Origin of the sequence: Bacillus sp. FH, assembly GCF_052216825.1 — a bacterium.
In the GTDB taxonomy this organism is placed as follows: Bacteria; Bacillota; Bacilli; order Bacillales; family Bacillaceae_G; genus Bacillus_A; species Bacillus_A paranthracis.
The window spans coordinates 69,855-82,271 of the sequence record NZ_JBQOUU010000001.1 but is presented as its reverse complement, the minus strand read 5'-3'; the positions used below and the strand labels follow the sequence as shown (position 1 = coordinate 82,271).

Genomic DNA, 12,417 nt, shown 5'->3' with positions numbered 1-12,417 from the left:
AAACGATGAAAAGGTTATGCATAATTCCATGCGGAAAGAAGAAAATTTGGGATAAGTATCCTGATTACGGACCGATGGAGGCAAAAGATGTATATATTAGCCCGTTCGGAAAAGCATGTCAATCGTATGCAACTATGTTTTTCGAGAATTGGGTTATATTATCAGCGAAGCATGGATTTTTAAGGCCAAATGATATTGTACTAGAAAACTATGATCTTGCGTTTGATTCAAAGAGCGATAAGGTAATAAGTATAGAGCAATTACAAAAACAGATGGTAGATAAAAGTTTACTACAGTTTGACGAAATCGTCTTACTTGCAGGGAAAAAGCATAAAAAAGTAGTAACAAAGCTATATCCAGAAGAAATGATTACATATCCGTTAGAAGGATGTAAAGGAATTGGATATATGTTGCAGAGGTTGAAAGAGGCAGTGAAGGAAGAGGAGGAAATATAAGTATAGTTTCGGTCACTATGAGCTTAAACTGTTTTTAGGGAATTAAAACGTAAAATAGAGTTTTTAAGCATCGCCAAAAAGGTGATGCTTTTTGTTCGTGTCACCACTTTTTATAACGAAAACGAATTGCCTTCACTTTTAGAAAATGTAGGATGTATGGGTACAGTTAAGATTGTAAGTGGGAATAGCAATAAGACAAGTTTTGAATATGATATTAAGAAAGGAGATGTTGATAAATAATGGCCAGATATAGTTTGCACGGAGGACACAATAGTATTGTTCAAGGTGCTAATTTCGGGAATCGGAAAGAACATGTTCTAGATAGGCAAGTTAAAGATGCTGTGGCGACTAAGTTAAGGTCCCTAGGACACACGGTTTATGACGATACGGACGAGGTAGGGACAACTCAATCACAAAATTTAAATAATATCATTCGGAATAGCAATTCCCATGCTGTGGATTTAGTTATTTCTTTTCATCTTAATGCAAGTGATGGAAATGGACAGGGTGTTGAGGTTTTGTATTATGATCAGAAAGATTTGGCGGCTAAAATCTCAGCTCAACTAGCAAAAGATATTGGATGGCGTGATCGAGGTGCGAAACAACGTACAGATTTAGCGGTATTAAATGGAACGAAAGCACCGGCTATTCTTATTGAATTAGGATTTATTGATAATGAATCCGACATGGCAAAATGGAATGTTGATAAAATCGCTAATTCTATTGTATTTGCTCTTACAGGACAAACTGGAGGAGGTGCAACGGACTTGCTCAAAGTAAAAACTGGTGGTGTAGCATTTAGCAATTTACAAGCTTTGGCTCAGGCGATGGTTGATGCGGGTATTGATGGACAAATTGTCGTTCAGAAAGATGGCATTGGTTATGCTATAACGAATGGCTATCCGTCCGGAAATATCGATAAATTTACAGCTTGGTTAGATGCACGTAAATGGTACTATGAGTACTTGAGATAAAACGAAAAATTGTCTTATTTTTAGTTAACAAGTATATTAAGTAACTAATAATTATGTAACTATAAAAATATGAACAATGTATATGTAAATTAGTACACAAAACCACCTGTCAGAAAGGTGGTTTTGTGTATCACGCTTTAATGGCAGTAAAATTCATACCTCAAAATTCGGATGAAGCTAAGAAATTAGCTGGGAATTGCACTGCTTGTGGCCTCCTACTGATTATAGTTTAGAGCTTTGTAAGTCTTTACTTATTAAACCTGTAATAATATTTTATTTTCTCAATACATAAGCCGAATTTTAAAGTATTACGCAATAATACACTACCTTTCATACTATTTATTAGTTGATAATAGCAAAAAAACAAGCTTTGAATATAATAATGAAAAAGGAGATGTGAAATAATGGGTTATATTGTAGATATTTCGAAATGGAATGGCGACATTAACTGGGATATCGCAGCACCACAATTAGATTTTGTAATTGCACGTGTGCAAGATGGTTCAAATTATGTAGATCCTTTATATAAAAATTATGTGCAAGCAATGAAAGCAAGAAATATTCCGTTTGGTAATTATGCGTTCTGTCGTTTCGTTTCAGTAGAGGATGCACGGATAGAGGCGAGAGACTTTTGGAACCGTGGTGATAAAAATGCAACAGTTTGGGTAGCTGACGTAGAAGTAAAAACAATGAACGATATGAGAGCGGGTGCACAAGCTTTTATTGATGAATTACGCAGATTAGGAGCTAAGAAGGTTGGTTTATATATTGCTCATCATATGTATGATCCATTTGGAATGGCAAATGTCAATTGTGATTTTGTATGGATTCCTCGTTATGGTGGTAACAAACGAGCCTACCCATGTGATATTTGGCAATACACAGAAACAGGGAATGTAGCTGGCATAGGAAAATGTGATTTAAATAAGTTAATGGGAAATAAGCCGTTAGTTTGGTTTACTAATCAAACTATTGAACAATCGACAAAACAAGAAGGAGTTGGAATTATAGTGAATAAATTTAGTAAAGTTGTTACGTATGAATTTGGTACAGCGTTAGTAGTAGAAATGTTAGGAATGATGGATGCTCTGGGGTATGAATCTCGTATTATCTCATATGGAGATAAACAAGGATTAGTTAGATTTGAAACAGCATATCGCCAAGGGAATGAATTAGATCGAGCGACAGCGTGGTTAGATGCTAAAGGACTTAAATATTTTTATACAAAAGAGTAGTTTGCTAAATAAAAAGCCGTCATGTGACGGTTTTTTATTTTTATGTAATCTTTTAACTCTATGTAAAACAAAAGCGAAATGCCATTGTAGGCATGAAGAGGAAAGGTATTAATAATAAAAAGGAGTACGATACGTACTCTTTTTTTGGGTGATTATATTCCATCTTGAACAGATTTCTTTACAATTAACCATGTGTCTTTCTTTTTAATCGTTATAGCTACATTAGTTCCATTAGATTCCTTATAAAAGATATATCCATTGTTTGAGTTTACATATGTGACTGGTTCGCCTATGCAATCTCGCGAGCAGGATTTGTTGACTAGTTCAATTAGGGATAGTTCGCTTGGATCTGTTTTACTGGCTTCTATAACAGCATCAAGGCTTGTTTTTCGATAACCTTGCAAGTTTATATGAAAAAGCTGCTCTATTTCTCCTGTAATGCTAGTATTCATTACTTCTATTGAATTCTTTTTTTCTTGAAGAAATCCGTTTTCATAAAGTAATTTTGTATATCCAATCCATGCGATTAAAACTAGCATGATAAACATACTACATATTTTAAGTGTTCGAAGGCGTTTACTAACTATCGTTTCTGAGTATTTCATTCACTTTAATCCTCCAATGTTTTTAATTTAAAGTATGCCTCAATACATATTTTTAGAAGAAGGATAGAATTTAAAGAGTTCTAGATAAAAAAGAAAGCATCTGAAGTGAGATGCTTTCTTTTTAGTATTTTCACTATCTGTTCGTTACTTGTTTCATAAGTGGTCTAATTTCTTTAACGGGTGGTTTTTTATCATAGGCATCAACGTAAGAAAAGTAATAATTTAAGTTTCTGAGAAGTCCTTTTCCTATTTTAGCACTTAAAAAGGGAAAGACTTGTCCAGTATAATCATCAAGAGATTTACAGTAGTATTTTTCATCTAAATATATACTGTATTTACATGTTAGTTCTACTAGTGAGTTCCCTTCATCATCAATTACTTCCTTAGAATCAATAATGTCTATTAATGCGAATTTTTCATTTAGATAAACTTTCTTCTTTTTCTCATGTTTATTTGTAAGTATAAATACGAGACCAATGGCGTTAATCAAACTGTTTCCTCCTATAAAAAACGGATATTAATAAAATATATCGATATACGTTAAATGTAAAGAGGACAGGTGAAATATCATTGCTAGAAAGTTCGATAAGCCGATTTGGTTTTCAAATCGGCTTATTGTTATTGAAATACTTGCGGGAATTGCTTTACGATTGCGTTTGTTATCATGTCGGAAATTTCTAAAGCTTCTTTTTCAACTTTATCGTACAATTTTACTCCTGCTTCATAATCTTTATTTAGAAATGCCAGTGCTTCTGCTTTTGTTAATGCTAGATGTTCATAAAACATTTGTGTAAATTCTTCTTTTTGTATATATGGGTTGATGCTAGTAAGAAACGCTACAATTTCATCACCGTTAGCGTACCATTTTTTCTCTATAGCGACAGCTGCGTTTTGGTCACCAGCTTTTGCAGCTTTAACAAGATCTGCTGCAATTACTAAGTGGTCTTTAATTAATGCACTATATTTTTTTACTGCATCTTCACCATAGAATGGTTCAAGAGATAGTCCCATATGTGTTGCATTTTGAAGAAGCCGTCCAACTGTAACGTTTATGTCGGGTAAATTGAAAACAATACTTATAATAGCTAATCTCGTCCAAGCGACATGTTGTTCCCATAAAGAACGCATATAACCTTTTAGAAAGTTCTCGTTTTTACTAATTCGGAAATTACGTACAGATGTATCAAAGTGTACATAAGGGTTATGATAGGGGGAGTAATACGATTGCCAATAAGTATACATAAACGGTAACACTCCTTTGAACATGTATAACTCAAAGTATGATGGAAATTTATTTTTAGTTACGTGTCCTCGTTTATTTTCAAAAATTGCTATGGAAAAAGATGAGGAATTTTATTGCGTTATATATAAATAAATTGAATATAAAGTAAAAGAGGCTCTGCAAGGGAAGTTGCAGAGCCTCAAAAGGGTATTGCCGAGATGTCGGACTCGACTACGTAATATTATCATAAAATTCTATTAAAAAAACCTGGTAAATGTGTCCAATTGAAAGTGAGTCTTTAATAAAGTGAAAGGGACCTGCTTCCCGCGGCAGATCCCTTTCACTAGATAATGTCGATGAGCAAAAACTCATCTGGAGTACCTTTATAGTAACAAGTGAAATTCGTTTTGTGTATTGAGAAAAAAGAATTAGATATTTAAATGTTAAGCATTTATATTTTACCTTTTGTAATTATGACCATTTGTAGTGAGTGGATTAAGATTATAAAATGGTGATAAGATTTATAATTACATCTAAAAGTGTTATGAAATATATATAAATTAAAAAAGACCCGCTTATATAAGCAGGTCAACTTAAGGGGTTTATCCAACAGAATATTTCATATAATACCAACTGTATTGCAGTAAGTCTATAAGGGTTATATTGAGAAAATTATTATGAATGATCTATTTCGCACCTGTATTAACGTTTAAAAAGTTGAGAAAGAAAATGAAAAAGCTTTCTATAAGAAAATAATGGTTGGTACTTATAGTATGATTCATATTTCCACGCTTCATTATTTGAGAATTGGGGTTGGTTCGATACGCTTTTCTGTTTGATGAAACTAATATTATGGTGCTTCATATAGTAACCTCCTGAATTCATATGTATAAGATTAGTAGTATTCAAGGAGAATTAATAAAATGTGTATTTATTTTGAAATTCGTTATAATTGCTAATCATTCTCAAAAACGTAAAGAAGCATAAAATAATGAAAAAGCAGGCTGATAGTCATGTATTCATCACTTTCATGATGCATAAGAGATGATATAATAGGAGTAGATGAAAGATAAAGAAAAGCAGGTGACTCTTTTTTGTTTACAAAAGCACAAGAACTTTTAGCGTCTTATTTCGGTTATTCGTCATTCCGAAGAGGACAAGATGAAACAATTAAAAATGTATTAGATGGGAAAGATACTGTCTGTATTATGCCTACAGGTGGTGGTAAGTCAATTTGTTATCAAATTCCCGCATTAGTATTTGAAGGAACAACGTTAGTTATATCGCCTTTAATATCACTTATGAAAGACCAAGTAGATACATTAGTACAAAATGGTATTTCAGCTACATATATTAATAGTTCTATTTCGATTACAGAAGCGAATCAACGAATTCAATTAGCGAAACAGGGCCATTATAAGTTACTTTATGTAGCGCCAGAGCGACTTGATTCAATGGAGTTTGTTGACCAACTGATCGATATGAAAATCCCGATGATTGCCATTGATGAGGCGCACTGTATTTCGCAGTGGGGACATGATTTCCGTCCGAGCTATTTACATATACACCGTATATTAGATTATCTTCCAGAAAAACCGCTCGTATTAGCATTAACTGCTACGGCAACACCACAAGTTCGTGATGATATTTGCAACACGCTTGGAATTAATCAAGAAAACACGATTATGACAACGTTTGAGCGCGAGAACTTATCATTTTCTGTTATTAAAGGGCAAGATCGTAATGCATATTTAGCGGATTATATTCGTCAAAATCAAAAGGAATCTGGGATTATATATGCAGCTACTAGAAAAGTAGTTGATCAGTTGTATGAGGATTTAATGAAAGCGGGAGTTTCTGTATCAAAATATCATGCCGGTATGAGTGATAACGATCGAAATGAGCAACAAGAACTCTTTTTACGTGATGAAGTGAGTGTAATGGTAGCCACATCTGCGTTTGGGATGGGTATTGATAAATCCAATATTCGTTACGTTATCCATTATCAACTTCCAAAAAATATGGAAAGTTATTACCAAGAAGCAGGACGTGCTGGCCGTGACGGATTAGATAGTGCATGTATATTGCTTTATTCTTCTCAAGATGTACAAGTACAACGCTTTTTAATTGATCAATCGACAGGAGAGTCTCGTTTTTCAAACGAACTTGAAAAACTGCAAAATATGACTGACTACTGTCATACAGAACAATGTTTACAATCATTTATTTTGCAATACTTTGGAGAAGAACCAAAAGAAGATTGTGGCCGCTGCGGTAATTGTACAGACGACCGAGAAAGTATCGATGTGACGAGAGAATCGCAAATGGTTTTATCTTGTATGATTAGGACGAACCAACGATTTGGTAAACAAATGATTGCACAAGTACTAACTGGATCTAAAAATAAGAAAGTCATTGAATTTAATTTTCATACTTTGCCAACTTACGGACTTTTATCAAATCGTAGTGTAAAAGAAGTGAGTGAATTTATTGAGTTTTTAATTTCAGACGAGCTAATTGCAGTTGAACATGGTACTTACCCGACACTAAAAGTAACGGAAAAAGGGAAAGAAGTGTTACTTGGTAAAGAGAATGTTTTACGTAAAGAACGAGTAGAGACAAGACAAATCGTTCAAGATCATCCTTTATTTGAAGTACTTCGCGAAGTACGTAAAGAAATTGCGCAAGGAGAAGGGGTACCTCCATTCGTTATTTTCTCTGACCAAACGTTGAAAGATATGTGCGCAAAAATGCCGCAAAGCGATTCTGAACTTTTAACTGTGAAAGGGATTGGTGAACACAAACTTGTGAAGTATGGTTCGCACTTCTTACAAGCAGTTCAGCACTTTATTGAGGAAAACCCAAACTATGCTGAAACTATTAAAACAGAAGTGATGACAGAACGGAAGAAATCAGGGAAAGCTTCAGCAAATTCTCATTTGGAAACGTATGAAATGTATAAACAAGGTATTAATCTAGATGAAATTGCGAAAGAACGTGGATTATCAAGACAAACGATTGAAAATCATTTAATTCGTTGTTTTGAAGATGGAATGGAAGTAGACTGGAACAGTTTTGTTCCTGCAGAATACGAACAACTGATTGAAACTGCTGTGCAAAATGCTGATGGTGGTCTGAAATCGATTAAGGAACAACTTCCGAATGAAGTGAGTTACTTTATGATTCGTGCTTATTTACAAATTAGAAAGTAGTGACATGTAAAGGGGATAGGGATTAATGCATCACGTTTTTGTGTATGGCACGTTAAGAAAAAAGCAAACGAATGCTCATTATATGCAAGGTGCAATATGCATTGCAGACGAAGCATGGACGTATGGGGAATTATTTGATACAAACGAAGGGTATCCGGCGATGACTTATTCGAATGAAGAAAAGGTGTATGGAGAAGTTTATGAAGTAAATGATGACATATTGCATAAGTTAGACGAACTAGAAGAATATACAGGTAATGCAGAGACGGATTTATATGAACGAATCACACAAATAGTATTTGATGGTGATAGGGAAATAGAGGCATATGTGTATCTCGCTCAAGATAAAAATATGCTAAAGAAAGTTATCATTTCTGGTGATTGGTTGAAGTATCAACAAGGGAAATAATAGCAGCCATAGAGCAGATATTGGAATTTTCCATTATCTGCTCTTTTATTTTTGGTACTTTAAAAATTCTTATTATTTAGATAAAATGTAAATGTAGGGAAATCAAAAGGAGGATTTTTCATGGGTATCAGAAATTTAGTTTCTCACCTGTAGTAGAAAAATAACGTACAGGAGGAGAATAATAATGAACGAATTAAATGTAAAAGAATTTTATAAAAAACAATTTGAATTACTAAGCTATAATATAAAAAATGAAAATTGGTTGCAGGAAGTTGCGAAAGAAGTACAAGAACAAATTGGATATTCATTTCAAACGATGTTAGAACTAGGAGCTGGAAATGGTGGTTTTGCAAGAGCGATGTCTAATTTGGATGTAAAAATGACTACTGTTGAGCTTGTACCAGAGTTAGTTATGTTTGCTAAAGAACATTCTACTAGTGATATTGAGATTCATTGCGCTGATTTTTATAAAATTAACTTTGAAGAAAAGTTTGATGTTGTTAGTTATTTAGATGGATTTGGTGTAGGGACAGATGAAGAACAATTGGTTTTATTAAAACGAATCCATAATTGGTTGAAAGATGATGGGTGTGCACTTATTGATATTTATCAACCATTATATTGGGAAAAAGCAAATGGACAAGAAATGCCGATTTATTCTGCAATGCGAAAATATGAATATGATAGTGAGAATGCTAGGATGCTGGACCACTGGTGGGAAAAGGATTCTTCAAATGATATCGTGACACAATCTTTACGTTGCTATACGATAGGTGAGATTAGTAATTTATGTGCAGAGGCTGGTTTCAGTATAGTTGGGATTTTCCCAGGAGGAGCGTATGACTTTGAAGAGAGGAAATATAAAGAGCAAGCGTCTTTAAATGAATGTTTATCATATCGAATAAAAATAAAAAAAGAGTAGGGATTAATTCCTTACTCTTTTGTGCCTTTATAGTGTGAATCATTGACTGTTTTTCGTATTTAATTGTCGTTCTTTTTTAATTCTTATAGATCTTAGTACAATCCCAATTCCAAGAAATACAATAGTAGCAACGACTCCGCTAATAGGGTTTAACCAAAAATCACTGCCTTTGGTAAGTGTAATAATCCCTGTTATTGTAACTAAAACGGTAGGAACAGCATCTTCAATTGCATGCATGATAACGCATGGCCATACTGACTTTGTAAGTCTATATATTTCAACATACATAATAGACCAAGAAACCATAAGTATGCAACCGGATAAAAGCATATTTAACCTTGAAATAGATTCGAAATATTCATTTGGTAAAAAAACTAAATAATAAGCGGCATGCCAAAGAGACCAAACTAAACCAGAAATAATATAAATAAACCAATCGTTTAACTTTAGTTCAATGAGCTTAGGAGTTAAATAACCGCGCCATGAAAACTCTTCAAAAATATTTTTAATAAAGTTACCAATAGTAGACATGAATATGAGTGACAATAACGAATATATTTCAAAACTAGTTATGTTTGCTACTCCAAAAATAAGTGCTAAACTTATCGTTATTACTGTAACGAACGGGTAAATTAGTATCGCAACGAAGTACCATTTAAAGTTTGCCTTCAAATTTAGTTTTATACCAAAATCATTCCAATCTCGGCTAATAACTCTAAGGAAAATACATGAGAGGAAAGGTAATATTAGCCACAGTCCCATGCCTAAAGAGTTTCCTTCAGGCTGATCTGTTAGAAAAGAATCTAGAATTACGCCAATCCAGCCACTAGCCAATACAATGAACACAAAAATAAGTAAATGTAACTTAAGGGTTTTTCTTTTGGTAGCAGTCATTTTCAATAGACTCCTTTACTCTTATTTTTGACTTTTGTGACCTTGGGTATTTTATCAATGAAATAATAGATAACTAGAAAAGAAGCTGGAGAGTATGTAAGGGAAACTTAGTTAGATAGTATAAAGTCCTTTTAATCAATAGAAAATAGCGGCTTTTGTATAAATCACTTTATTATATGTGTAGTTGTATGATTTAGATGTTATATATTCTTATCATGTAAAAATCTCATTGGAATTTCAATATTAGAAAGGTGAAAAGTAAGTTTTTTCAGAAAAAACAAATTAAGTCCTTGACTTTATAATTGGATTTTTAATACAATTATATTTCGACTGAAAAATTAGAACGGACAGGAGGGAATCATCAAATGAACAACATTTTTGAAGAAGAGTTACAAAAAATGAAAGATACATTACGTACGATGGATGATCAATTAGAACAGCTTGAAAAAATTCCAGTTTATTACGGCGATGATTTTAAAGAGCAAATTCTTGAAAGTATGAGGGAGTCTAATAGACAAAACTTACGTATTGGGGTACAAGAACCGTACTTTGGTAGATTAGATTTTCAAGAGGATGGCAAGGAAGAAGTTATGCCGATTTACATCGGTAAAGTTGGTGTTTCAGATAAAGATACGATGAAGCCAATTGTAATTGATTGGCGGGCACCTGTCGCAAGTATGTTTTATTCATTTACCGGCGGTGAAGAATTAGCGTTTTATCAATCACCGGATGGATTAGTAGAAGGTGATGTTTATTTAAAGCGAAATATCTCTATTCGAAAAAGAGAATTAGAACGTGTTGTTGATACATATGTAAAAGGAAATGAAGATGTCTCGCATGCCGATGATTTTCTTCTATATCGATTAGGTGAGAATAAAGATAATAAACTAAAGGATATTGTTTCGACGATTCAATCGGAGCAAAATGATATTATTCGTGCGGAAAGAAACTTGCCATTACTTATTCAAGGGGTTGCAGGAAGCGGTAAAACAACGATCGCTTTACATCGCCTTGCTTTTTTAATTTATGAATATCGTGAGCAACTAGAAGCTGAAAGAATGATTGTATTCGCTCCGAATAGTCTGTTTTTAGACTATATTTCGAGTGTACTTCCTGAATTAGGTGTTGGGAATATTAGTCAAACAACATTTCCGGACTGGGCATTACGTACGTTAGATGATTCGGTGAAACTGAAGCAGACAGAAGAAAAGTTGAAAGAAGCATTTTCTATTAATCGTGATGAAAAAAAGGTTATGCTTGGTAAATTGAAAGGTACGCTAGAATTTAAGTCCTTTATTGAAGAGCAAATGGTTCAATTTGAAAAAGAACTAGTGCCAACAAGTAATTTTGAGGCATGGGATAAAGCTGTTATTCCAGTGGAAGATATAAAAAAATGGATGCAAGTTGAGTATAAACATTATCCATTAAAGAAAAGAAGAGAACGTTTAGTTGGCCGAATGAAGCGCTGGATTGAAATTGAACTAAAAAAGTATGGCGAAACAAACGAGAAGAAATTATTAAAAAAAGAAGCGACAAAGAGATTGAACAGTTATATAAAGTTTTGGCCGAAAATGAGCTCGCTTTCAATATATAGTTCAATATTGAAAAGCAAAGAAATACTCGAAGTATTACCCGAGGAACTTGTGAAAGAAACTGAGAAGAGTTGTCGTAAAAAAGAAGTGTATGTAGAAGATTTACCCGCTTTAATTTATATACATCATCGCATAACAGGTATTGAAATCGGGCAGAAATTTCATCACGTCGTTATTGATGAAGCGCAAGATTTCTCACCATTCCAAGTTTATGTATTAAAAGAAATTACATTAGGTAATTCTTTCACTATATTAGGTGATTTATCTCAAGCGATTTATGATTACCAAGGGATTGAAGATTGGAGTGCTTTTAAGGAAGTATTCCAAGAAACAGGCTATTATGAACTGACGAGGAGCTATCGTTCTACAAAAGAAATTATTGAATTTGCGAACGAAATAATTAAAAACGCCGAGATTCCAGTAGGGCTTGCGACACCAGTTTTTCGTAGTGGTGAAGAGGTCAAAGTAATTCAAGCAGAAGATCAATTTAATGAGATTATAAAGACGTTAAAACATTTACAAAATGATGATGTGAAAACAATTGCGGTAATAGGAAGAACAGACGATGAATGTCGCGATATATATGAGAAATTAACAAAGGCAGGAGTAGCTGTAAACGTCATTGAAGCAGATCAAAGTAAATATGAAGGTGGTATTTCAGTAGTACCTATATACTTGGCAAAAGGGCTAGAATTTGACGCTGTGCTACTAATTGATGTTGATGAAGAACATTACAAAAATACAAAACACGATGCGAAGTTACTATATGTCGGATGTACGAGATCACTTCATGATTTATGGATTTTCCATAGTGGGGAAGCATCGCCTTTAATTAACGGATTAAAATAAAAATGAAACGCAAGAGGCTTTTCTAGTAACAAAAAGAAGGACCTCTTG

General features: G+C 33.6%; 11 protein-coding genes. 7 read left to right on the top strand and 4 right to left on the bottom strand.

Features of this window, described 5'->3' with window-relative positions; translation table 11 throughout:
• Window positions 1–5: 5 nt before the first annotated feature.
• From ACTT1L_RS00480 to ACTT1L_RS00470, 3 genes are all read left to right on the top strand, one after another.
• Window positions 6–455: a DUF6884 domain-containing protein gene (locus tag ACTT1L_RS00480; protein WP_071741985.1), complete on the top strand. Its 450-nt coding sequence runs from the start codon at window positions 6–8 to the stop codon at window positions 453–455.
• Between the two features lie 239 nt (window positions 456–694).
• The gene (locus tag ACTT1L_RS00475; protein ID WP_000135295.1) at window positions 695–1,429 is read left to right on the top strand and encodes an N-acetylmuramoyl-L-alanine amidase; all 735 of its coding nucleotides are present in this window, start codon (window positions 695–697) and stop codon (window positions 1,427–1,429) included.
• Window positions 1,430–1,833: 404 nt separating this feature from the next.
• Window positions 1,834–2,664, top strand: a complete 831-nt coding sequence (locus ACTT1L_RS00470) for a GH25 family lysozyme (RefSeq protein ID WP_442821710.1) — start codon at window positions 1,834–1,836, stop codon at window positions 2,662–2,664.
• Between the two features lie 152 nt (window positions 2,665–2,816).
• Here ACTT1L_RS00470 and ACTT1L_RS00465 read toward each other — a convergent pair whose 3' ends face one another.
• The 3 genes from ACTT1L_RS00465 to ACTT1L_RS00455 all read right to left on the bottom strand — a co-directional run bounded on the left by ACTT1L_RS00465 (window position 2,817) and on the right by ACTT1L_RS00455 (window position 4,511).
• Window positions 2,817–3,269: a hypothetical protein gene (locus ACTT1L_RS00465; RefSeq protein ID WP_000877581.1), complete on the bottom strand. Its 453-nt coding sequence runs from the start codon at window positions 3,267–3,269 to the stop codon at window positions 2,817–2,819.
• Between the two features lie 133 nt (window positions 3,270–3,402).
• The gene (locus ACTT1L_RS00460; protein ID WP_000606238.1) at window positions 3,403–3,759 is read right to left on the bottom strand and encodes a hypothetical protein; all 357 of its coding nucleotides are present in this window, start codon (window positions 3,757–3,759) and stop codon (window positions 3,403–3,405) included.
• 128 nt (window positions 3,760–3,887) lie between these two features.
• The gene (locus ACTT1L_RS00455) at window positions 3,888–4,511 is read right to left on the bottom strand and encodes an acetylglutamate kinase (RefSeq protein WP_139303527.1); all 624 of its coding nucleotides are present in this window, start codon (window positions 4,509–4,511) and stop codon (window positions 3,888–3,890) included.
• 1,074 nt (window positions 4,512–5,585) lie between these two features.
• On the opposite strand from ACTT1L_RS00455, the gene recQ reads away from it, so the two are divergent.
• The 3 genes from recQ (at window position 5,586) to ACTT1L_RS00440 (ending at window position 9,034) form a co-directional block, all read left to right on the top strand.
• On the top strand, window positions 5,586–7,703 hold the full coding sequence (gene recQ, locus ACTT1L_RS00450) for a DNA helicase RecQ (RefSeq protein ID WP_071741986.1): 2,118 nt from the start codon (window positions 5,586–5,588) through the stop codon (window positions 7,701–7,703).
• Between the two features lie 25 nt (window positions 7,704–7,728).
• Window positions 7,729–8,112, top strand: coding sequence for a gamma-glutamylcyclotransferase family protein (locus tag ACTT1L_RS00445; RefSeq protein WP_000546576.1), 384 nt, complete (start codon window positions 7,729–7,731; stop codon window positions 8,110–8,112).
• A gap of 184 nt (window positions 8,113–8,296) precedes the next feature.
• Complete coding sequence (locus ACTT1L_RS00440) at window positions 8,297–9,034, top strand: SAM-dependent methyltransferase (RefSeq protein WP_061536709.1); 738 nt, start codon at window positions 8,297–8,299, stop codon at window positions 9,032–9,034.
• Between the two features lie 39 nt (window positions 9,035–9,073).
• On the opposite strand, the gene ACTT1L_RS00435 is transcribed toward ACTT1L_RS00440, so the two are convergent.
• Window positions 9,074–9,928, bottom strand: a complete 855-nt coding sequence (locus tag ACTT1L_RS00435) for a CPBP family glutamic-type intramembrane protease (protein ID WP_000127497.1) — start codon at window positions 9,926–9,928, stop codon at window positions 9,074–9,076.
• Window positions 9,929–10,293: 365 nt separating this feature from the next.
• Between ACTT1L_RS00435 and ACTT1L_RS00430 the strand changes: the two genes are divergently transcribed.
• Window positions 10,294–12,369 carry a HelD family protein gene (locus ACTT1L_RS00430; protein WP_071741987.1) on the top strand — a complete coding sequence of 692 codons (2,076 nt, stop codon included), beginning with the start codon at window positions 10,294–10,296 and terminating at the stop codon, window positions 12,367–12,369.
• Window positions 12,370–12,417: the final 48 nt, after the last annotated feature.

Coding starts and splice junctions, on each gene's coding strand:
- ACTT1L_RS00480 (WP_071741985.1), top strand. CDS start 6: ATGAAAAGGTTATGCATAATTCCATGCGGAAAGAAGAAAATTTGGGAT.
- ACTT1L_RS00475 (WP_000135295.1), top strand. CDS start 695: ATGGCCAGATATAGTTTGCACGGAGGACACAATAGTATTGTTCAAGGT.
- ACTT1L_RS00470 (WP_442821710.1), top strand. CDS start 1,834: ATGGGTTATATTGTAGATATTTCGAAATGGAATGGCGACATTAACTGG.
- ACTT1L_RS00465 (WP_000877581.1), bottom strand. CDS start 3,269: ATGAAATACTCAGAAACGATAGTTAGTAAACGCCTTCGAACACTTAAA.
- ACTT1L_RS00455 (WP_139303527.1), bottom strand. CDS start 4,511: ATGTATACTTATTGGCAATCGTATTACTCCCCCTATCATAACCCTTAT.
- ACTT1L_RS00445 (WP_000546576.1), top strand. CDS start 7,729: ATGCATCACGTTTTTGTGTATGGCACGTTAAGAAAAAAGCAAACGAAT.
- ACTT1L_RS00440 (WP_061536709.1), top strand. CDS start 8,297: ATGAACGAATTAAATGTAAAAGAATTTTATAAAAAACAATTTGAATTA.
- ACTT1L_RS00435 (WP_000127497.1), bottom strand. CDS start 9,928: ATGACTGCTACCAAAAGAAAAACCCTTAAGTTACATTTACTTATTTTT.
- ACTT1L_RS00430 (WP_071741987.1), top strand. CDS start 10,294: ATGAACAACATTTTTGAAGAAGAGTTACAAAAAATGAAAGATACATTA.